This window comes from Leucobacter chromiireducens (genome assembly GCF_003917135.1).
Taxonomy (GTDB): domain Bacteria; phylum Actinomycetota; class Actinomycetes; order Actinomycetales; family Microbacteriaceae; genus Leucobacter; species Leucobacter chromiireducens_A.
The window spans coordinates 1-20,415 of the sequence record NZ_RPDI01000024.1; the positions used below are offsets into that span (position 1 = coordinate 1).

Genomic DNA, 20,415 nt, shown 5'->3' on the forward strand with positions numbered 1-20,415 from the left:
CGGCTGCGCGAGCGCCGCTTCGCGCGGCAGCGCGAGCTCGGGGTCGTGCCGGCGCACGCTGAGCTGCCACGCGGCGCGGCGGCCGACACCGATCGCATCCCCGAGTGGTCGTCTCTCGACGACGAAGCGCGCGCCCTGTTCGCCAGGCACATGGAGGTGTACGCCGCCGCCGTCGCCGAGGTGGACGCGAGCGTTGCGCGCATCGTGTCGCGGCTCACCGAGCTCGGAGAACTCGAGCGCACGATCATCGTCGTCACGAGCGACAACGGCGGCACCGCCGAGGGCGGGCCGAGCGGCACGCGGAGCTACTTCGCGCAGTTCGGCACGGTTCCCGGCTTGCCGGCCGACTGGGTGCGCGACGTGCCGCGCCCCATCGCGGACATCGGCGGTCCACGCGTGTTCGGCCAGTACCCGAGCGGCTGGGCGCGTGCGTCGAACACGCCGTTCCGCGAGTACAAGTCGACCACGTACGAGGGCGGAGTGCACGCGCCCCTCGTGATCTCCTGGCCAGGCGCGCCCGAGGCCGCGCGCGGGCTGCGCGATCAGTTCGTGTTCGTGTCCGATCTCGCGCCCACGCTGCTGGAGCTCGCTGGCGTGCCACGGCTCGCTGAGCGCGCGGGACGCACCGCGATCGACGCCGACGGGCGGAGCGCCGCTGCGGTGCTGCGGGATCCCGGCGCTGGCGGGCGCGCGCAGCAGTACTTCGAGTGCGTCGGCCGTCGCGCCATCGTCGACGGTCGCTGGAAGGCCGTCTCGCCCGTGCCTCCGACGCGCGAGGAGGGGAGCGCCGGCGGGCGGTGGGAGCTGTACGACCTCGCCACGGATCCGACGGAGACCAGGGATCTTGCCGCGGAGCGGCCGGAGCACGTCGCCGAGCTCGCCGAGCGGTGGCGCACGGAGGCCTGGGCGAACACGGTGTTCCCGCTCGACGATCTCGGCACGATGCACGATCTGCGCCCGATGACCGAGACGACGCTCGGCGAGCCGGTGAGCCTCGTGCCGTTCCGGCCGCCGCTCGAGCGCTTCCGCGCGTCAAAGCTCACCGTGCTGCGATCCTTCGTGGTCGAGATTTCGCTCGAGCTCGAAGAGAGCGGCTCGGGGCACGGCGTGCTCGTCGCGCACGGCGACCAGGGCGGCGGCTACCTACTCGCGCTCGAGCACGGCGTGCCGCTCCTCTCCTACAACGCCTACGGCGCGATGCACCGCGCGCGGGGGCAGGCGCTCGCCGCAGGCGCGCGCGAGATCGTGCTGCGGGTCGACGAGCTCCCCGGCCTGCGCTGGCGGCTGAGCGTGCACGTCGACGGTGCCGAGGTAGCCGGGATCCCCGCCGTGCCCATGCTGCTCGGCATGGCCCCGTTCACCGGGATCAGCGTCGGCTACGACTACGGTGGGCCGGTGGACTGGGAGCTGCACGAGCGCTACGGCTCGTTCCGCTTTACCGGCGGCGAGATCGAGGCGCTCAGTTATGTGCCCGGCGCGCGCTCCACGCACGATCGCACGGTGATCGCGGGAATCGACGCGGCGGTCGCGGCGCTCGCCGAGTAGCCACGCGCTGCCCCGCGCCACTCCATCCCCACCCCATCCCCACCCCACACCCCAGCGATTCGGCAGTTCCAAGTTCGAATCGCGGAAGACGACTGTGATACGCCGAATCACTGGGTTTGGGTGGGGTTGGTTTGGGTGGGGTTGGGTGGGGTGGGACGGCAGATGCGTCTGGGCTCAGCCCTCGCCGAGCGCGAGCGACTCCACCGCGAAGTCGAACACCGTCGCGCCGCCCGTTGCGTAGTTCGGCACGTCCGCCTCGACCGCGCGCCCCGCCGGGGAGGCGAGCGCGGCGGTGAGCGCCTCGCGCGAGGCGAACACTGCCTCGAACACGGCAAAGAAGGGGCCGGTGCCCGGCTCAGTGATCCCGATCGAGAACGAGATGTCTTGCACCCCGGGCAGCTGCGCGCAGAGCGGGAGGTGCGTGGCGCGGTAGTAGGCCTCGAACGCGGCGCGGTCGGCCGGCTCGGGGTACAGGACCACGAGCTTGTGCATGCTCACGCCCCCGCCTCAGCGCCCGCGGCGGCGTACACGCGGCGGCCCGCGAACCACGTCTCGGTGACCGTGGTCTGCACGAGCTCTGTCGCGGGGTGCGCGAACGGGTCGCGGTTGAGCAGCACGAAGTCGGCCGACTTGCCCACCTCGAGCGAGCCCGTTTCCGCCGCGAGCCCCATCGCCTCAGCGCCCCGAATCGTGAACGCCGCGATCGCCTCCTCGAGCGTGATCGCCTGCTCCGGCCACAGCGTGCCGGGGTACGCGCCGCTCGGATCCTCGCGGGTGACGAGGCCGTGAATGCCCTCGAACGCGTTGGGCGAGGGGGAGACCGGCCAGTCCGAGCCGCCGGCGACGACGGCGCCGGCGTCGATGAGGGCTCGGTTCGGCTGCATCTGGTCGGCGCGCTCGCGCGGCAGCACCTCGCGGATCGCCTCGACGATCGGGCCGGGCACCCAGATGAACGGGGAGATGTCCGCCGCGACGTCGAGCTCGGCGAAGCGGGGCACATCGTCCGGGTGCACGAACTGGCCGTGTGCCACCTGGAAGCGCGCAGCCGTGTAGCCGGCCGCGCGCACCGCCTCGACCGCGTTGAGCACGGCGTGCACGGACGCGTCGCCCGTGCAGTGGATCTTTGCCGACAGGCCGGCGTCGGCAACGCGGCGAAGCCAGTCCTCGAGCTCTGCGGGGTTCAACAGGGTCTCGCCGTGGAAGTGCGCGCCGTGCGCGTCGTCGGGGAGGTAGGGCTCAAGGAACGCGCCGGTGCGCGTTGGCGGCACGCCGTCGAGGAAGATCTTCACGAAATCGGGGCGGTGGTGCTCGGTGCGGAAGCGCTCGCCGTCGAACACGAGCTCCTCGCCGATCGTCGCGAAGCCGAAGATCTCGTCGTTGATGAGCAGCGAGGTGACCACCCACGCGTCGAGCTCGCCGGCCGTGTCGAGGCCGTGCAGCGCAGACAAGATGTGCGTCGACACCCCGGCGTCCTGGAACGCGGTGACGCCAAACGAGTTGAGGATCTCGACGCCGCGCTTCGACGCTGCGCGCTCCTGCTCGGGGGTGAGCCCGCCGGCCGCGGCATGGGCGCGCGCGACCGGCAGCCCGGCGGCTTCGAGCAGCACGCCGGTGACGCGGCCGCCCGCCGCGGCGTCGGTGAGCGCGCCGGGCTCGCCGGCGGAGACCCCGGCGAGTTCCAGCGCGCGCGTGCTCACCCAGCGATTGTGGTGCGAGTCGTCGGAGAGCATCACGGGGCGCCCGCCGGCCGCCTGGTCGAGGCGCTCGAGCGCCGCGGCGGTGTTCACCTCGGCGAGCCGGTCGCTCGCCCACGGGCCGCCGACCACCCACGCATCGGCGGGCAGCGCCGCCGCGTGCGCGCGGACCGCCTCGATGATGCCGTCGAGCGTCGCGCCGATGGGCACGCGGAGCTCGAACAGCTCCTCGCTGCCCGCGAGGAAATGGTGGTTGTGCACGTCGACGAGCCCGGGCATGAGGAACGCGCCGCCGAGCTCGCGCACCTCGGTCGCCGGCCCGGCGAGCGCTGCCACCTCGGCGTCGCTGCCCACCGCGACGATGCGCCCCGCGGCGACGGCGAGGGCTTCGGCCCACGGCTGCGTCGGGGCTGCGGTGTAGATCCGGCCCCCGGTGAGGATGAGCTCGGGGGCGGTGCCTGCTGCGGCGTGGGTCATCGGTGACTCCGTTCGATCGTGGGACGTGCCCGGCGCTGGGCGATTCCGATTCCAGTATTCCGGGGGGAAACTCCACGGGTGTTGACTCAGTGCGCTGGGGTGTTGTCCAGGCGAGCGCGATTGCGCCACCCCGCGCGAATCGCGAGCAGGATGGACACGTTCCCGCGCCCGCGGGCACACCGTCAGCGAGGACACAGGGAGCGCGGCATGGCGACTCAGAATGGAATGCAGGAACGCGTGGTTGTGATCACGGGCGGCGGGACCGGGATCGGCGCCGCGATCGCGGAGCGCTACGCCGCCGAGGGCGCGCGCGTCGCGATCGTCGGGCGCCGCCCCGAGCCGCTCGCCGAGGTCGCGGCGGCGACCGGGGCGTTCCCGGTGGTCGCCGACGCCGCGGACGGCGCCTCAGCCGCGACCGCGGTCGCCGAGGTGCTCGCGCACTTCGGGCGGATCGACGTGCTGGTCGCCAACGCCGGCGGGCACGGCTTCGCCGCGGTCGGCGACACGAGCGACGCGGACTGGGCCGCCGCCATGTCGGCGAACCTCGCAACCGCGTTCGTCATGGCGCGCGAGACGCTGCCCGCGCTGCTCGCGAGCGCGGAGCGCGCCGGCGGCGCGGAGATCGTGATCGTGTCCTCGCTCGCCGGCCTCTTCGCGGGCCCCTCGGTGGCCGGCTACACCGTCGGCAAGCACGCGCTGATCGGGCTGACGAAGACGCTCGCGCGCGACTACAGCAGGCGCGGCGTCCGGGTGAACGCGGTGTGCCCCGGCTGGGTGCGCACCCCGATGGCCGACGCCGAGATGGACGAGTTCGCCGCGCACGCCCCCGAGATCACCGACCGCGCGGCCGGCTACGCCGCCGTGACCCGCGACGTGCCGCTCGGTCGCCCGGCCGAGCCGGCGGAGATCGCGTCGATCGTGCGCTTCCTCGGCTCGCGGGAGTCGTCGTACATGACGGGCGCCGTGCTCGTCGCCGACGGGGGCGCGCACATCGTCGACCTGCCGACGGTCGCGTTCGAGCACGCGGGGATGTAGCGCGCGGGGCGGGCGGGCACTGGCGGCCCTGGCTGACCCCGGGCCGGCCCAGGGCCCGTCACTCCTGGCTCACCTCAGGTGTAGCAGACTTCGCTGAAAATGCTATCTGATCGGGGGTTTGTGGGGGAGTAGAATGGAATGAGGTCCGGGCGACCGACGGCTGGGCCGGAAGGGAACTGCCATGACCCAACACACGAACGCTCAGCTGCACGACGGCGCCCAGCTCGCTGGCACCGTCGCCATCATCACCGGCGGCGCTGGCGGGCAGGGCGCCGCGGAGGCTGAGCTCTTTCTCGCGCGGGGCGCGTCCGTCGTGATCACGGACTTTGCCGTCGAGGCCGGCGAGGCGCTCGCCGCACAGCTCGGTGAGCGCGCCAGCTTCGTGCCGCACGACGTGACGAAGCCGGACGACTGGGCGCGCGTCGTCGCGCACGCCCTCGAGCGGCACGGGCGCATCGACACGCTCGTCAACAACGCGGGGATTCTGCGCATGCTACCGCTGTCGGAGGAGACCGCCGAAGGGCTCGACCGGATCCTCGCGGTCAATGTGCGCGGCGCGTTCCTCGGCATGCAGGCGGTGGCCCCGGCCATGCGCGAGCAGGGATCAGGCTCGATCATCAACATCTCGTCCCTCGCGGGCATCCAGGGCCAGGCGAACGCCACGGCGTACTCCGCGAGCAAGTTCGCCGTCCGCGGCCTCACCCGCTCCGCCGCGCTCGAACTCGGGCCAGACGGGATCCGCGTGAACTCCGTGCACCCCGGCACGATCCTCACGCCGATGATCGGGGATCTCGGCGCAGCCGCCGAAAACTTCCCGTTCGCGGCGCTCGGCCGGGCGGGCAAGCCCGAGGAGGTCGCGGCGCTCGTCGCGTTCCTTGCGTCGCCGGAGGCGAGCTACCTCACGGGCGGCGAGTACCTCGTCGACGGCGGCTCGGCTGCCGGCGACCCGGTGCAGCTCAACGCGGCGCTCGCGCTCGGCATCCGCACGCCGGACGCGGAGATCTAGCGCGCGGTCCTGCGGTGGCGCGCACCCGGGAGTGCGCGCCACCGCACGCGGTCACGCGCCGCCGAGGTACGCGGCGCGGAGCAGCTCGGGATCCGAGACGAGCGCGTCTGCCGCGCCCTGCTCGTGGCTCACCCGCCCGCTCGCGAGCACCATCGCCTCGTCCGCGATCCCGAGCGCGAGGTGGGTGAACTGCTCGACGAGCAGCACCCCGACGCCCGAGCGCGCGATGCTCTGGATCACGGGGAGCAGCCGCATGAACACCACCGGGGCGAGCCCGAGCGACATCTCGTCGATGAGCAGGAAGCGCGGCTTCGCCGCGAAAGCGCGTGCGAGCACCACCATCTGCTGCTCACCGCCGGACAGGAGCACGGCCGCCGAGTCGATGCGTTTCTCCAGTTCGGGGAACGACGCGAGCACCTCGGCGAGCACGGTCTCGCTGCGCGCGGTGAGCATGATGTTCTCGCGCACCGTGAGCGACGGGAAGATCGCGCGGCCCTGCTCAATGTGCGCGATGCCGGCGCGAGCGCGCTGCACGCGCGTGCGCTTCGCGAGCGACTCACCGGCCAGGGTGATCTCGCCGGCGCTGTGCGGGATCACGCCGGACACCGACTCGAGCAGGCTCGTCTTCCCCGCCCCGTTCGGGCCGACGAGCGCGAGCACCTCGCCGGGGCGGAGCGTCAGATCGACGTTCGAAACGACGGGGCCAGCGCCGCGCGCGACGGTGACTCCGGTGAGCTGCAACTCGCTCATGAGCTGACCTCCGCATCTCCCATGTACGCCGCGATCACGGCGGGGGTGTCGAGTACCTCGGCGGTGGGGCCCTGCGCGAGCACCGTGCCGAAGTCGAGAACGGTGAGCTCCGTGCAGACGGAGCGCACGAGATCCAGATCGTGCTCGATCAGGATGATCGCGGTGTCGAAGCGCGAGGGGATCCGCGTGAGCCGGTGCCCGAACTGCACGTGTTCCTCGTGCGAGAGCCCGGCGGCCGGCTCGTCGAGGATGAGTACGCGCGGGCCGGCGAGCACCGCGGCGGCCACCTCGATCAGGCGGCGCGTGCCGACATCGACCACCGTGAGCGGGGTCTCCGGCGGCGGGCAGCCGAGGAACGCGAGCGCGTCGGCGAGCTCGTCGTGGTCGAGGCGGCGGCGCGCGACGAAGCGCACGTACGCCTCGACGGTGAGCTGCGGTGGCACGCGATCCTGCTGGAAGGTGCGCCGCAGACCGCGCCTGGCGCGCTGCACGGGCGAGAGCGCGCTGATGTCGGCACCGTCGAGCAGCGTGCGACCGGTGTGGTGCGGGAGGAACCCGCTCACCGCGTCGACGAACGTCGACTTGCCTGCACCGTTCGGTCCGATGAGGCCCATGATGCTGCGCGGGCGGACGGCGAGGGTCACGTCGTCCAGCGCGGTGAGCGCCCCGAACTGCACGGTCAGCCCCGAGACTTCAAGCACCGGGGGAGCGCCGGCGGGAATGGGCTCCGCGGCCTCGGGGACCGCGAACACATCGAGCACGCTCGTCTCGACCTCGGGTGGCGCGGCGGCGGCCGCGGCCGCGGCACGCCGGGTGGCGCGCCGGCGCAGCACGCTGCGGATGCCCTCGCCGAGGTTGGAGCCGCTCGTGAGCGCCTGGATCCCGAGCAGCCCGAACACGACGAAGCCCCAGTCCTGCGGCACGCCCCACTTCTTCAGCAGTTCGGGGACGACCACCCAGAGGATGCCGCCGAAGATGGCCATGTCGATCAGGTACGCGCCGCTCATCACCGCGAGGATGTAGAGGGCGAGCGACTGCAGCGGCGTGAAGCTCGACGCGAAGGGGAGCTGCACCTGTCCGGCGAGCAGGCCGCCCGAGATGCCGCCGAGGGCGGCGCTCACCGCGAACGCCGACAGCTTCGCCGCCGACACGCTCTGGCCCACCGCGGCGGTGCCGCGCTCCGAGAACGCGACGGCCTTCCAGCCGCTGCCCATGCGGCTGCCCTGCAGCCAGGACACGAGCAGCGCGCACAGAATCATCACGATCGCGGCGAAGAAGAAGTACTCGCGGTCGCTCGAGAACGCCTCGGGCCGCGTGACGGGGATCCCGTCGACCGAACCGGGGAACTGGATCTGCACGAGCATCACGTCGAACGCCGCGGCGAAGCCGAGGGTCACGACGGCGAGGTTCACCCCGCGCAGTCGGAGCGCCGGCAGCCCGATGAGCGCGCCGGCGAGCCCGCCCGCGAGGCCGCCGAGCAGCAGCCACACCACGAAGCCGCCGGGGGCGTCGACGGTGCTGAGCCACGCAACCACCCACGCGCCGATCGCCGCGAACGTGAGCTGGGAGAGCGCGATGATGCCGGCCGAGCCGGTGACCACGCCGAGCCCGAGCACCGCGATGATCGCGGTGAGCGCGCTGATGCCGAGGAACACGTAGTAGCCGGAGAGCCCGACGCTGAGCACCCACGCGAGGCCGACGCCGATGACGGCGATACCGATGGGGAGAATCGTGCGGAGGCGGCGATTAGCGAGCAGCATCCCACACCTCCTTCCGCTGCGACCAGAGCAGCAATACGACGATGCAGAGGAACGGGATGAAGTTGCGCACGAACGTGAGCGCCGGGATCTGCGCGACCACGCCGGAGATCACGCCGAGCACCAGCCCGCCGACCACCGCGAGGTCGAGCCGCCGGAAGCCACCGAGCAGCGCCGCGGCGGCCGCGGGAATGATGAGCATGGAGAGGCTGATCGCGTCGTTCGACTGCGAGGGGGCGATCACCATCACGGTGATCGCGGAGATCGCGCCGGTCACCGCCCACACGCCGATCGACAGCGGCTTCGCCGCGATCCCGATCAGCTCCGCGGTGGTGGGACGCTCCGAGAGCGCACGCAGCTGCGTGCCGACGGTCGTGCGGCGCAGCAGGATCGCGCAGCCGGCCGCGACGAGCACGGCGAGCAGCACCATCACGACCGTGACCCAGCTGACCACCACGCCGGCGAGCGTGAACGCCGGGCCCTGCAGGATCGGGGCGAACGGCTGCGGCTTGTTGCCGAACAGAATGAACGACAGCGAGATGAGCATGAGCAGCGGGGCGACGGTCATCGCCGAGCGCAGGGTCACCGAGGCCTCGGAGAGCCAGGTCGCCGCGATCCAGCCGATCGCGCCGTTCAGTGCGGCGCCAATCACGACGCCGAGGATCGTCGCCGCCCACACGGGGAGGCCGAGCGAGGTCGCGCACCACACCGCAGCGAACGCGGCGAACATGCCGGTGGCCGCCTGCGCGAAGTTCACGACGCGCACGAGCCGGCTCATCAGCGTGAGGGTGACGGCGAGGACCGCGTAGAGCCCGCCCGAGGCGAGGCCAGCGATGGCGCCCTGGAGCAGTGCGCCGCCGTTCATGCGACGGCTCCGCTGCGCGGCGGGACAAGGGATGAAACGCGCATGAGACTCCTCTGCGGGAAAAACAACGTGAGAACGGCGCCCGGCGCGGCGGGTGACCGCGCCGGGCGCTGCGGGGTGCGAACGAGCGCCGGTGCGCGCTAGCTCGCGGGGAGCAGCCAGTCGTCGGCCGCCTTCTCCCACGCCTTCGTGCCGGACTTCAGCACGACGGGCCAGCCGCCGGGCGTGAAGTCCTGCGCGGCGATCTTGTCGAACTGGTACGGGAACGCGACCATCGGGCTGTCGATCGGCGCCATCTCGTGGAGGGCCGTCGCGACCGACTCGCGGGTGTAGTCGCCCTCCATGCCCTGCAGCACCTCGACGAAGTTCATCGCCGCGAGGTAGCCGCCCTGGCTGAACGAGGTGAGTGCGATATCGTTCTCCTCCATCAGCGACTTCCAGTCAGCGTTGATCTCGTTGTCCTCAGTGAACGGGAAGAACTCGGCAGGCACGTGCACGCCGGCGCCAGCCCACTCGAGCGCGGACGCGAAGTTCTCGCTGTAGACGCTCGTGAGGAACAGGAACGTCACGTCGTCCCAGCCCTGCGCCTGCGCGGCCTTCACCTGCCCGATCGCGTCGGGCTCGATGCCGTTCACCGCGATGGCCTTGCAGCCGGCGTTCTTCGCCTTCACGATGTACGGCGTGTAGTCGGAGCCGCCGTATGGGAGGCTGTCATCGACGAGCAGCGGCTCCTTGCCCGTGATCTCGGTCCACTTCTCCACACCGGCGAGGTACGCCGGCTTCGTGGAGCCCGCGATCTCGAGCAGCACACAAATGTCGTCGAGGCCGAGGTTCTCCGAGCCGTTCAGCAGGGTGAGCGTCATGTCGTTGAACGGGCCGAGATTCACCGGGGCGATGTTCGGGGAGTTGAAGCAGCCCGTGTCGACACCGATGCCCGGCATCGAGAGCACGCCCTCCTGCCCGTAGTAGTCCTGGTTGATCTCGCACTCGATGAGGGAAGCGCCGCCGACGAGCGCGACGACCTCCTCGCTGCCGACGAGCTCGCGCGCCGCGGCCGTCGCCGACGCCGGATCGCCCTTGTCGTCGACGGTCGTGTACTCGATCTGGTGGCCGTTCACGCCGCCGTCTGCGTTGACGCGGTCGAACACGGCCTGCGCCGCGGCGCTCGCCTCGGGGAAGGTCGCCGCACCACTCAGGGTGTTGACCGAGCCGATCTTGATGGGGGCGCTATCGCCGCCGCCGGCGCCGCCAGCGCAGCCGCTGAGCGCGAGCGCCGCGACCGCGGTGAGCGCCGCGGCGCCGAGAATGCGTGATTTCATGAGGGGTCCTTTCGAAAGGGATCGAACAGTTGAGGAACGCGTGCGGCCTACACCGGCTGCACGTCGGGGTAGCTGACCGAGCCGATGGGATAGATGTAGCCGCCGGCGCGGGAGTGCTCGGCCTCGCCAGCGCCGTTCAGGCCGAGGAACGCGCCGGTCGTGCGCAGGGCGTAGCCGAGATCGTGGAGCCACACGCTCGCCACCGCGATGCGGAACTCGCGGAAGCAGAACAGGTAGAGCCCATCCGCGAACTTCCAGACCGTCGACAGGTCCATGTCACCGTGCCCGCGCTGCACGCCCTGCACGCACTGCCAGGCGTAGCGCTCGCTGGAGATGTACACGTGCTCGTACAGGTGGAACGGGCTGTAGCGGTATAGGTTCCGCTTGCCGATGAGGTCGCGGGACGGGCCGGGCACCTCGCCGCTCGGCTCGCCGCCGTCCGTCACCGCCGACCAGAAGGTCTGGGAGACGCGGGGCTCGTCGGGTGTAGGGCTGGCGGTGCCGTTGGCGCTGGCGTCGGTGTCGGGGCTCGCGCTCGCCGCAGGGCCGATCACCGAGCGCACCACGAGCGCGCGGTGCGTGGTCTCGGAATACACGACGGTGAGGGCCTCGAGCTCGCGCGAGGAGAGGGGGAGGTGCACGAAGACCACGTCGTCGCGCACCCGCACGGCCTCGTACGGGTCGTGGGCCTCGGCCTGGGTGGCGAGCGCGCCAGTCGCCGACCAGCGCACCCGCTCCGCATCGAACGCGAGCGAGAGCTCGGAGCCGTCGTCGAGCGTCAACGCGAGCGCCGTGCCGGCGAGCGAGGCGTCGGGCAGCCGGAACGTGTCGATCCCCGCGGCGAACTCGTCGTAGCTGCGCCACGCGCTCGGGTCCGCCGCGGTGAGGTCGGCGCTCGGCGCCTGCAGCTTGTGAGGTGCTGTCATCGGGTCCACTCCTTCGTGTCGCACGAGATTGCAGACAGCGGTGGCCCCGCTCTGGGATGAGCGTGGCGGGCAACGCTGCCCGTACTTCGCTCAGAACTGTACGCAGCGTCCAGAAGCTGCGCAGCACTTTGGGGACGGCCCTGCCGTCAGAGTCAAACGCCGTGCTCTCCCAGTCAACCCGGCGCGCCAATCACGCGCGCCGTGAGTGTGCCTCGGCGCGTGCGTGGGTGGTGCCGGGTGTGGCGGGCTGCGCCGGGACGCACCGGGTGTGGCCGGGCGCGCCCGGTCCTAGCCCAGGCGCAGTTCGCTCGGCGAGACGCCGTAAGCGGTCTTGAACACGCGGCTGAAGTGCGCGGCGTCCGCGAAGCCCCAGCGGCTCGCGATCGCGGCGACCGTGCGGTCGGCGAGGACCGGGTCGAGCAGGTCGGCGCGGCAGCGCTCCAGGCGGCGCTCCCGGATCCAGGTCGAGACGGTCGTCTCCGCCAGCCTGAAGAGCGCGTGCAGGTGGCGCGTCGAGATGTAGTGCGCCGCGGCGATCGTGCCGGGGGAGAGCTCCGGGGAGGCGAGGTGGAGGTCGATGTACGCGTTGATCTTCTGGAGCAACATCTGATGGGGATCGCGCTGCGCAGGATCCGCGTCGAGGATGCTCGAGAACAGTGTGCCCATGAGATCGAGGCTCGTGTGCGCGAGCTTCGCGCGGACCCGCGCGTCAAGCGGGGCGAGCTGCGCGGGGAACTGCGACAGGAACGCCGTCACCACCGGTGCAAGGCCGTGGTGCTCCTGGCTGAGCGACACCGCGGTCAGCTGCTCGGTGAACGGGATCGGCAGCTCGAGCCGATCCTTCGGGAACATCATGATGAGGTTGCGGAAGTCCTCGCCGAAGAGGAGGGAGTACGGGCGCGACGTGTCGTACACCGACAGGTCGCCTGCGCGCATGATGACCTCGCGCCCGTCCTGCACGAGGATGCTCGAGCCGGCGAGCAGCAGGCTCACCTTGTAGTAGCCGCTGCCGCCGTCGGCGATGTTCTCCGGCGTGCGCTCGACGAGGTGCGGGCGCGCGGCGATCTCGGTGAACACCACGTCGTCGGCGCGCGCCGAGGACGAACGCGCGGCGAACGGCTCATCGCGCTCCGTGGTGATCTTCAGCGGCACGAATGCCGAACTCACCATGGTGCGAAAGTCGGCGAGCCCGTCGACCTGCGTGGGGCGCTGGTCCGGATCGGACGCGCGCTGCGGCTGAGCCGTCTGCATGCCTCATCACCTCACTGCGTCGCTGCGGTGGCGCGTGATCCCCCAATGGGGCTGCGTTGCCGCCCTGTGCCCAGAGACTACACCCTAGTGTGTCGTGTGCGCTGCATCCTGCGTCTCGCTGAGTACCGCATCGAGCGCGCTGAGCAGCACGGGGAGCTCGGCGTCGCCGAACGCGAGCGGCGGGCGCACCTTCAGCACGCTCTCGTGCCGTCCGATCCGGGAGATCAGCACGCCTCGGCGCTTCATGCCCTCGACGACCTGCTTGGCGAGCTCGGGGGCTGGGTGGCCGTCGACCGCGAACTCGAGGCCGAGGAACATGCCGACGCCCTTTGCCGCGCGCACGAAGTCGTGCTGCTCGGCGAACGCGTCGAACGCGCGCCGCGCCGCGGCGCCCAGCTGCGCCGCGCGGGCCATGAGCCCCTCGGCGGTCATCTCGTCGAGCACCGCCTGGCCGGCCGCGGCCGAAACCGGGTTGCCGGCGAACGTGTTGAAGAACTCGTTGCGCGAGCCGAACGCGTCGAGCACGCGCTCGCTCGTCACCACCGCGGACATGGGGTGGCCATTGCCCATCGGCTTGCCGAGCGTCACCAGATCGGGATCCATGCCGGCCCACGCGTGCCCCCACATGTGGCTGCCGGTGCGCCCGAAGCCGCTCTGCACCTCGTCGGCGATCACGAGCCCGCCAGCGCGGCGCACGCGGTCCACTACCCCGGCGACGTAGCCGGCCGGCACGCGCGCCATCCCCTCCGTGGAGAACAGCGGGTCGAAGAGGCTCGCGGCGAGCCCGAAGCCGGCGGCCTGCAGCTCGGCGATCGCATCGTCGACCTCCTGCAGTGCCGAGGCGAGCACGAGCTCCTCGGGGCGCGTGTCGGTGTCGAGGTCTGGCACGCGGACGGCACGCACGTGCGGGGCGAGCGGCTCGCGCGTGCGCAGGCCGGTGGTGAGCTCCGCCAGCGTGATCGTGGTGCCGTGGTAGCTGTAGTCGGAGACGAGCATGCCGGTCGCCCCGGTCAGTTGCCTGGAGATGCGGATGGCGAGCTCGTTCGCCTCGGATCCGGAATTGCCGTAGAGCACGCGGTCGAGGCCCGGGCCGAACGTGGCGAGCAACTGCTCGGAGTAGTCGATCACGCGCTCGTTGAGGTACCGGGTGTGGATGTTCAGCCGCCCGGCCTGATCCGCGATCGCCTGCACCACGCGCGGGTTCGCGTGGCCGACGTGCGGCACGTTGTTGTAGCCGTCGAGAAAGCGCTCGCCCGAGGCCTCGGTGAGCCACACGCCGCTGCCCGACACGAAGTGCAGCGGCTCGGCGTAGAAGAGCGGCGAGTACGGCCCGATCGTGCGTGCGCGGCGTGCGAGGAGTGCGTCGTTCGAGGTCATGAGAGCTCCGTGGGTGGGGTGTGTCGGGTGCTGGTGGTGGGGGAGGCGGGCGCTGGGGCGACGTGGCCCGGTGCGGCGTCCGCAGCGAGGAGCTCGCGCGCGAGGCGCACCACGTGGGGGAGCACCTCGGCCGCGTGCCACTCGGCGGTGGGCTCGCCGCGGCGGTCCGCCGCCCAGCCGAGGTAGGTCAGCCCGCGCGCGAGCAGCATCGCGGGGAAGGCCGCGTGGTCGGCGGGGTCGAGCGGGCGCACGGACTCGTAGCCCGCGAACAGCTCCGCCCGATACTCGCTCGCCCTCGGGTGCGGCGTGAAGAAGTAGATCGCGGTGGCGAGGTCGAAGAGGTGCCATCCCGCGGCGAAGTCGTCGAAGTCGATGAGCACGAGGCCGGCGGGGGTGCGGAGCACGTTCTCCGGCGTGAGGTCCGCGTGGATGGGGCCGAAGCGGTGCGCGGGCGCGCCGTACGCGGCGAGCACCTCGCGGATGCGCGCGATGGCGCGCGCCACCGTGTCGCGGTCGTCGTCAGCGAGTTCGGCGAGTCGGAGCGGGTCGCCCCAGGCCGGGGCGTCGCCGACGAGTCCATCGAGATCCCAGTCGTCCCTGGGCACCGCCATCGTGTAGCCCGAGTTCACGCTCGCCGCGTGCACCTCGGCGGCGAGCCGGCCGAGCTCGCGGAAGTCGCTCGGTGCGAGCTCGGCGGTGCCGGCAACGGCGGTGCGCTCGTCCCCGAAGTTGCCTGAGTTCTCGATCCGGTGCTGCAGGTCGACCTGGTGCGGACCCGCCGGGTGATCGGCGCCGACCACGCAGAAGCCGCGGCCGTCGCGGGCTGGCACGAAGTGCGGCACGGCGACGCCCTCGCTGGCCAGCGCGCGCACGAAGTCGAGCTCGCACGCCAGCTCGGCGTCCGAGTGGTAGCCGCGCCGGTGCACGCGGAGCACGTAGTCGGTGCCGCGGGCGGTGAGCGCGAAGACCACGTTCTCGCGCTGCTTCAGCAGGGTCAGCGGGGTGTCAGCCGGGAGCCCGTACTCGGGGAGGGCGGCGCGGGCCAGCTCAACCGCCGTGGCGCGTTCGTGGTCGCTCATGTGGCTCCTTCGGGTGGAGATCGTGTGGTGGGGACCCGGCATCGGGGCCGAATCTATACTCGGAGTATAGAAACTGTATCCAGGATGCACAAGTGCACCGTGCGGACATAGACTGTGTGCGTGACCGCCGACGCCCCGACCCCAGCACCCACGCTCCGCGAGCGGCGGCAGGCGCGCACGCGGCAGGAGCTCGTCGACGCGGTGCTCGTGGTGATCGCCGCCGACGGGCTCGACGCCGCCACGATTGACCGCGTGTCCGCGCAGTCGGGGATCTCGCGCGGCACCGTGTACGCGCACTTCCCGGCCGGGCGCGATGAGCTGCTGCGCGCGGCATACGCTCGGCTCGGCGCGGACCTCGTGGCGCGCACCCGCGCAGCGGTGTCCGGCGCGGCCGACTGGCGCGGGCGGCTCGCCGCGCACGCGCAGGAGATGATGGCGCTCGCCGCGGACGCGAACGTCGGGCACTTCTTCAATGTGTCTGGCCCGACCCTCATCCTCGAGGGCGATGAGCGCGGCATCGGGTCTGGCGCGAGCATCCTCATGATTCAGGACGACCTCGCCGCGGCGCGTGAGCGCGGCGAGGTGGCGGCCGACGTCGACCCGGCGGCGACCGCCGTGCTCCTCGTCGGCGCGCTCCGCGAGGGCGCGATCCGGGTGGCTGGCGGGGCCGACCCGCGCGCGTTCACCGGCGCGTTCGCGCGCCTCGCCGCGGGCCTGGGTGCGCCGGGGCGCTGAGCCCCCTGCCCGCTGTTTCTCCAGGAAGAGCAGCAAAATCAAGAACACGCGGAGAAATCTGGTATTTCGGAGGGCTCACGCGTGCGGGCTCCGAGATTCGCAATTTCTCCGTGCGTACTGGGGTGGGGAGCGTTCGGGGGCGAGCGAACGAGCGGACGAGCAGGCGTGGGGTGCTACGCCTAGCGTGCCGCGCGCTCCGCTGAGTCGAGCAGCGTCTCGACGCCCAGCAGGAACGTCTTCCGGTCCTCCAGCTCGGTGAGCGGGCCGGCGAACCGCGCGATCTGCGGGTAGCTCCGCGGATCCGCGAGGATCGGCCCGTCGAACCACGGCGAGGTCTCCGGCGCGGGGTCGAGTTCGCCGCTCTCAATGCGGCCGCGCGCGATCCCGGACGCCGTCGAGAGGATATACGTGGAGAGCAGCGCGTAGTGCTGCACCACGTCGCGCGGGGCGAGCCCCGCGCGATCGAGCGAGTCGAGCAGTAGCTCGATGGCCCCGAGCTCGCCCGGCCCGTGCGTCGTGAGCACCATCGCCTCGGCGGCGATCGAGGGGTGCACGACGTACTCGCGCAGCGTGCTCTCCGCGAGCTGCATGACCCGCCCGCGCCAGTCCTCCGCCGGCGCCTCGATCGTGGCGAGCGCGCGCACGTGCAGGGCGTCGAGCAGCACCTCCATCAGGTGGCCCTTGCTGCGGAAATGGCGGTAGATCGCGGACGGATCGACGCCGAGGTGCAGGCCGAGCGCCTTCGCGGAGAACTCGTTCGAACGGGTTTCCGCCGCGACGGTGAGGCCGGCCCCGACGATCGTGTCGACGTCCAGGCGCACCTTTCGGGCGGCCCGGCGGCCGCGCCCCGCGGCGCCAGATCCCTCCGCGCCAGATCCCGCCGCGCCGGATCCCGCCGCGCCGGATCCCGCCGCGCCGGATCCCGCCGCGGCGCGCGATCCCGCTGCTGCGTCCGCTGGTGTCGTGGTCATGCGGCTCCCTCCTCTCGCCCAGCGTAGGGCATCGCTCGCCCTCGGCGCGACGGCCGCCGCGCGCGCCACGAAACCAATTTGACACACGCTTTGTCAAAGCCTTTGACAAAGGTGTATCCGCTCCCGTACGCTCCATCTCATTCCGATTCACAGGCGAACAAGGAGTGGCATGGCAAGCGATGTGTTGTTTACCGGGGGCGCGGTGTTCCTCGGGAGCGGTGAACCAGTGCGCGGCCTCGCCGTCGCGGTCACCGCTGGCCGCATCACCGCCGTGGTGCCCGAGGCGGACGCCGCCGAACTGCTCGGCCCCGAGACCCGCAGGGTGGACCTCGCCGGCGCACTCCTGTCTCCCGGTTTCCAGGACGCGCACATTCACCCGATCAGCGGTGGCGTCGAAGCGCTGCAGTGCGACCTGACCGCGGCCACGAGCGCGGACGACGCACTGCGGCGGATCGCCGAGTACGCCGCTGCGAACCCGGCTGAACCGTGGATCCTCGGCGGCGGCTGGTCGATGGATCACTTCCCTGGCGGCGCGCCCACCCGCGTGCTGCTCGACGCGCTCCGTGTGGACGGGCGGCCGCTCGACCGCCCGGTCCTGCTCATGAGCCGGGATCACCACAGCAGCTGGGCCAACACCCCGGCGATCGAGGCCGCCGGCCTCACGGCAACGACCCCCGATCCGGCCGACGGCCGCATCGAGCGCGAGGCGGACGGCTTCCCCGCAGGCACGTTCCACGAGGGCGCGGGAGCCCTCTTCGACGGCGTGAAGCCTGCGCTGTCGGCGGAACTCATCTACCGGGGCCTGCTGCACGCGCAGGAGCAGCTGATCGCCCAGGGCATCACGGGCTGGCAGGACGCCTGGGTGGGCGCCGACGGGCCGGGCACCGGCACGCTCGAGGCCTACGAGCGGGCGATCGCCGAGGACACCCTGCGCGTGCACGTCGTCGGCGCCCAGTGGTGGGAGCGGGATCGCGGCCTCGAACAGATCGCCGAGCAGGTGGCGCGCCGCGACGCCCGCGCCGCGAGCGGGACGGCGCAGCGCTTCTCGCTCGGCACGGTGAAGATGATGGTGGACGGGGTGGCGGAAAACTTCACCGCGTCGATGATCGACCCCTACCTGGACACGCACGGCCACCCCACCTGCAACCACGGCATCTCGTTCCTCGATCCCGCGGTGCTCGCTGACGCCGTTGCGCAGCTCGACGCCGCGGGCATGCAGGTGCACTTCCACGCGCTGGGGGATCGCGCCGTGCGCGACGCCCTGGACGCGATCGCCGGCGCACGCGCGGCAAACGGCGAGAGCGACGCGCGGCACCACCTCGCGCACCTGCAGGTCGTCGCGGAGGCCGACGCGCAGCGCTTCGGCGAGCTCGGCGCTGCCGCGAACCTGCAGATGCTCTGGGCCACGCACGAGGAGCAGCTCGACACGCTCACACTCCCGTTCCTCGGGGCGGGCGCGGTGGCCAGGCAGTACCCCTTCGGCGATCTCGTGCGCGGCGGGGCGACCATCGCCGCCGGCAGCGACTGGCCGGTGTCGACCGCCGATCCGCTCGCCGCGATCCACATCGGCGTGACGCGCGTCGGCCCCGAGGTCGAGGCTGGCCCGCTCGGCGGGGAGGCGCAGCGGCTCACCCTCAGCGCCGCCCTCGCGGCGTACACCTCCGGCTCGGCGTACGTGAACCACCGCGAGCACGACACCGGGTCGGTGCGCGAGGGCTTCCTCGCAAACCTCGTCGTCATCGATCCCAATCCGTTCGATCTGGATCCCGGAGCGCTGCACACCGCGCGCGTGCGGGAGACCTGGATCGAGGGCGAGCGCGTCTACGAGCGCGCACGCGAGCGCTGAACCCCGCGCGAAGCCCCGCCGCACCGCGCAAAGCCGCACCGCGCCCCCGCACACCCCGCACGACCACACTGCCCACACACAGCCAAGGAGAACACCGGTGTTCACACTCTCGAAGCGAGGCCGCACGCGCGGCGTCGCACTCATGTCCGGCCTCGCCATCGCGGGGCTCACCCTGACCGCATGCTCCGGCGGCGGCGGCGCGGCGAGCGCCGATCCCGTCGACTGGACGCTCACGGAGCAGACGGCCGCGCCCTCCGGCGAGATCGATCAGATCACCTGGGCGAGCTACGCCGAGCCGTTCTCGCTCGACTACGCCTACGCCTTCGACTACGCCGACAACCAGGTGCTCGCGAACGTGTGCGAATCGCTGCTGCGCCTGAACGCCGACTTCACGCTCTCGCCCGGCCTCGCCGAGTCGTTCACCAACCCGACGCCCACCACCTGGGTGTACCAGCTGCGCGACGGCGTGGCGTTCCACGACGGCACCGAGCTCACCGCGGCGGACGCCGTCGCGTCGATGCGGCGCCACCTGGATCCCGCGGTGGGCTCGTCGTGGGCGAGCGTCTACCAGAACGTCGCGTCGATCGAGCAGACCGGCGAGCGCGAGGTCACGGTCACCACGACGATCCCCGACTCGCAGTTCAACCTCGGCATGGGCGGCGCGGCCGGCGTGATCGAGTCGGCGGCGACGCTCGCCGAGGCCGGCGCCGACTACGGCAACTCCTCGACCGGGGTGAACTGCACCGGCCCGTTCAGCTTCGACGCGTGGCAGTCCGGCGAGGGCATCTCGCTCAGCCGCTTCGCCGACTACTGGGATCCCGAGCTCGCGGCGCAGGCCGCGCAGCTCGACTTCGTGTTCATGGGCGACGCGACCGCGCGCGCCAACGCGCTCAAGTCGGGCGAGGTGGACGGCAGCTGGCTGCTGCCCCTCGACGCCGTGCGAGCGCTCGACGAGGCCGGGGGCGGAGAGGTGCTCTACGGCCTGAACACCTCGGTGTCCAACCTCATCGTGTCGAACCTCGAGGGCCCCCTCGGTGATCCCCGGGTGCGCGAGGCGCTCCTCATGGCCATCGACCGGCAGGGCATCATCGACGCGGCGACGAGCGGCATCGGGCGCATCTCGGACGTGCACACGACCGAGGCGGTGTGGGGCGACGCCGACGCCGCGGCGCGCGAGACCGCGTTCACCGAGATCCAGCACTACGACCACGACGTGGCGGCAGCGAAGAAGCTCATCGAGGAGGCCGGCGCGACGGGGGAGCCCATCACGATCGCCACGGCACCGATCAGCCAGGAGTTCGCGGTGATCTCGCAGGCAACGGCCGCCGCGGCGAAGGCGATCGGGCTCGAACCGAAGATCGAAACGATGACGCCGAACGCGTACACGACCCTGTTCTCGGACCCCTCGGCGCGTGAGAACGTCGACCTCTTCTACACGATGTGGTACCTCTCCAGCCCGGATCCGATCGAGATGTACTCGGTGCTGCGCACCGGTGAGTTCAGCAACTACGGCGGCTGGTCGAACCCCGAGTTCGATGCGCTCGTCACCGACGCGGTGTCGACGATGGACCCGAAGGAGCGCAGCGAGCTCACGGCGCGCGCCCAGCAGATCGCCAACGCCGAGCTGCCCTGGCTGCCGCTCTACGAGGTACCCAACGCGATGTACCTCGGCGAGCGCGTCACCGGCCTCTCGCCGTCGATCAACTTCATGTACTACCCGTGGGCGGCGACGCTTGGCGCACGCTAGCCCCACCTCGTCCCGGCCGGCGGCGACCCCGCCGG

At 71.8% G+C, this 20,415-nt stretch carries 17 protein-coding genes; 6 read left to right on the forward strand and 11 right to left on the reverse strand.

Annotated features, from left to right (window positions below; genetic code table 11):
• Positions 1-1,545: sulfatase-like hydrolase/transferase (locus EGM46_RS11230; protein WP_164512880.1), on the forward strand; the 1,545-nt coding region annotated here is incomplete at its 5' end.
• A gap of 174 nt (positions 1,546-1,719) precedes the next feature.
• Here EGM46_RS11230 and EGM46_RS11235 read toward each other — a convergent pair.
• Both EGM46_RS11235 and EGM46_RS11240 read right to left on the reverse strand, forming a co-directional pair.
• A complete protein-coding gene (locus EGM46_RS11235; protein ID WP_125100269.1) occupies positions 1,720-2,037 on the reverse strand; it encodes an EthD family reductase in 318 nt (105 codons plus the stop codon).
• Positions 2,038-2,039: 2 nt separating this feature from the next.
• A complete protein-coding gene (locus EGM46_RS11240) occupies positions 2,040-3,716 on the reverse strand; it encodes an amidohydrolase (RefSeq protein ID WP_125100240.1) in 1,677 nt (558 codons plus the stop codon).
• Between the two features lie 207 nt (positions 3,717-3,923).
• Between EGM46_RS11240 and EGM46_RS11245 the strand changes: the two genes are divergently transcribed.
• Both EGM46_RS11245 and EGM46_RS11250 read left to right on the forward strand, forming a co-directional pair.
• Complete coding sequence (locus tag EGM46_RS11245; RefSeq protein ID WP_125100241.1) at positions 3,924-4,751, forward strand: SDR family NAD(P)-dependent oxidoreductase; 828 nt, start codon at positions 3,924-3,926, stop codon at positions 4,749-4,751.
• A 181-nt stretch (positions 4,752-4,932) separates the two neighbouring features.
• Positions 4,933-5,757, forward strand: coding sequence for a glucose 1-dehydrogenase (locus EGM46_RS11250; protein ID WP_125100242.1), 825 nt, complete (start codon positions 4,933-4,935; stop codon positions 5,755-5,757).
• Positions 5,758-5,808: 51 nt separating this feature from the next.
• On the opposite strand, the gene EGM46_RS11255 is transcribed toward EGM46_RS11250, so the two are convergent.
• From EGM46_RS11255 to EGM46_RS11290, 8 genes are all read right to left on the reverse strand, one after another.
• Complete coding sequence (locus tag EGM46_RS11255) at positions 5,809-6,507, reverse strand: ABC transporter ATP-binding protein (RefSeq protein ID WP_125100243.1); 699 nt, start codon at positions 6,505-6,507, stop codon at positions 5,809-5,811.
• Positions 6,504-8,267, reverse strand: a complete 1,764-nt coding sequence (locus tag EGM46_RS11260) for a branched-chain amino acid ABC transporter ATP-binding protein/permease (RefSeq protein ID WP_125100244.1) — start codon at positions 8,265-8,267, stop codon at positions 6,504-6,506. The genes EGM46_RS11255 and EGM46_RS11260 overlap by 4 nt, the downstream gene beginning before the upstream one ends.
• Positions 8,254-9,129: a branched-chain amino acid ABC transporter permease gene (locus tag EGM46_RS11265; protein ID WP_125100245.1), complete on the reverse strand. Its 876-nt coding sequence runs from the start codon at positions 9,127-9,129 to the stop codon at positions 8,254-8,256. The genes EGM46_RS11260 and EGM46_RS11265 overlap by 14 nt, the downstream gene beginning before the upstream one ends.
• Positions 9,130-9,269: 140 nt before the next feature.
• Positions 9,270-10,448 carry an ABC transporter substrate-binding protein gene (locus EGM46_RS11270; RefSeq protein WP_125100246.1) on the reverse strand — a complete coding sequence of 393 codons (1,179 nt, stop codon included), beginning with the start codon at positions 10,446-10,448 and terminating at the stop codon, positions 9,270-9,272.
• A 47-nt stretch (positions 10,449-10,495) separates the two neighbouring features.
• The gene (locus EGM46_RS11275; protein WP_125100247.1) at positions 10,496-11,374 is read right to left on the reverse strand and encodes a MoaF C-terminal domain-containing protein; all 879 of its coding nucleotides are present in this window, start codon (positions 11,372-11,374) and stop codon (positions 10,496-10,498) included.
• A 288-nt stretch (positions 11,375-11,662) separates the two neighbouring features.
• The gene (locus EGM46_RS11280) at positions 11,663-12,625 is read right to left on the reverse strand and encodes a helix-turn-helix domain-containing protein (RefSeq protein WP_125100248.1); all 963 of its coding nucleotides are present in this window, start codon (positions 12,623-12,625) and stop codon (positions 11,663-11,665) included.
• Positions 12,626-12,709: 84 nt separating this feature from the next.
• The gene (locus EGM46_RS11285) at positions 12,710-14,002 is read right to left on the reverse strand and encodes an aspartate aminotransferase family protein (RefSeq protein WP_125100249.1); all 1,293 of its coding nucleotides are present in this window, start codon (positions 14,000-14,002) and stop codon (positions 12,710-12,712) included.
• On the reverse strand, positions 13,999-15,081 hold the full coding sequence (locus EGM46_RS11290; protein ID WP_125100250.1) for a phosphotransferase enzyme family protein: 1,083 nt from the start codon (positions 15,079-15,081) through the stop codon (positions 13,999-14,001). The genes EGM46_RS11285 and EGM46_RS11290 overlap by 4 nt, the downstream gene beginning before the upstream one ends.
• A 120-nt stretch (positions 15,082-15,201) precedes the next feature.
• Here EGM46_RS11290 and EGM46_RS11295 point away from each other — a divergent pair, with 120 nt between their 5' ends.
• On the forward strand, positions 15,202-15,816 hold the full coding sequence (locus EGM46_RS11295) for a TetR/AcrR family transcriptional regulator (protein ID WP_125100251.1): 615 nt from the start codon (positions 15,202-15,204) through the stop codon (positions 15,814-15,816).
• A gap of 179 nt (positions 15,817-15,995) precedes the next feature.
• Here EGM46_RS11295 and EGM46_RS11300 read toward each other — a convergent pair whose 3' ends face one another.
• Positions 15,996-16,787, reverse strand: coding sequence for a TetR/AcrR family transcriptional regulator (locus EGM46_RS11300; protein ID WP_241156300.1), 792 nt, complete (start codon positions 16,785-16,787; stop codon positions 15,996-15,998).
• 169 nt (positions 16,788-16,956) lie between these two features.
• Between EGM46_RS11300 and EGM46_RS11310 the strand changes: the two genes are divergently transcribed.
• Positions 16,957-18,633, forward strand: a complete 1,677-nt coding sequence (locus EGM46_RS11310) for an amidohydrolase (RefSeq protein ID WP_125100254.1) — start codon at positions 16,957-16,959, stop codon at positions 18,631-18,633.
• Positions 18,634-18,730: 97 nt separating this feature from the next.
• Positions 18,731-20,380: an ABC transporter substrate-binding protein gene (locus EGM46_RS11315; protein WP_241156301.1), complete on the forward strand. Its 1,650-nt coding sequence runs from the start codon at positions 18,731-18,733 to the stop codon at positions 20,378-20,380.
• Positions 20,381-20,415: the final 35 nt, after the last annotated feature.

Bases quoted from the DNA above. Each gene is read 5' to 3' on its own strand.
- EGM46_RS11300 (WP_241156300.1), bottom strand. From the start codon at position 16,787: ATGACCACGACACCAGCGGACGCAGCAGCGGGATCGCGCGCCGCGGCG.
- EGM46_RS11290 (WP_125100250.1), bottom strand. From the start codon at position 15,081: ATGAGCGACCACGAACGCGCCACGGCGGTTGAGCTGGCCCGCGCCGCC.
- EGM46_RS11310 (WP_125100254.1), top strand. From the start codon at position 16,957: ATGGCAAGCGATGTGTTGTTTACCGGGGGCGCGGTGTTCCTCGGGAGC.
- EGM46_RS11260 (WP_125100244.1), bottom strand. From the start codon at position 8,267: ATGCTGCTCGCTAATCGCCGCCTCCGCACGATTCTCCCCATCGGTATC.
- EGM46_RS11280 (WP_125100248.1), bottom strand. From the start codon at position 12,625: ATGCAGACGGCTCAGCCGCAGCGCGCGTCCGATCCGGACCAGCGCCCC.
- EGM46_RS11275 (WP_125100247.1), bottom strand. From the start codon at position 11,374: ATGACAGCACCTCACAAGCTGCAGGCGCCGAGCGCCGACCTCACCGCG.
- EGM46_RS11255 (WP_125100243.1), bottom strand. From the start codon at position 6,507: ATGAGCGAGTTGCAGCTCACCGGAGTCACCGTCGCGCGCGGCGCTGGC.
- EGM46_RS11235 (WP_125100269.1), bottom strand. From the start codon at position 2,037: ATGCACAAGCTCGTGGTCCTGTACCCCGAGCCGGCCGACCGCGCCGCG.
- EGM46_RS11250 (WP_125100242.1), top strand. From the start codon at position 4,933: ATGACCCAACACACGAACGCTCAGCTGCACGACGGCGCCCAGCTCGCT.
- EGM46_RS11245 (WP_125100241.1), top strand. From the start codon at position 3,924: ATGGCGACTCAGAATGGAATGCAGGAACGCGTGGTTGTGATCACGGGC.
- EGM46_RS11285 (WP_125100249.1), bottom strand. From the start codon at position 14,002: ATGACCTCGAACGACGCACTCCTCGCACGCCGCGCACGCACGATCGGG.
- EGM46_RS11270 (WP_125100246.1), bottom strand. From the start codon at position 10,448: ATGAAATCACGCATTCTCGGCGCCGCGGCGCTCACCGCGGTCGCGGCG.
- EGM46_RS11240 (WP_125100240.1), bottom strand. From the start codon at position 3,716: ATGACCCACGCCGCAGCAGGCACCGCCCCCGAGCTCATCCTCACCGGG.
- EGM46_RS11265 (WP_125100245.1), bottom strand. From the start codon at position 9,129: ATGAACGGCGGCGCACTGCTCCAGGGCGCCATCGCTGGCCTCGCCTCG.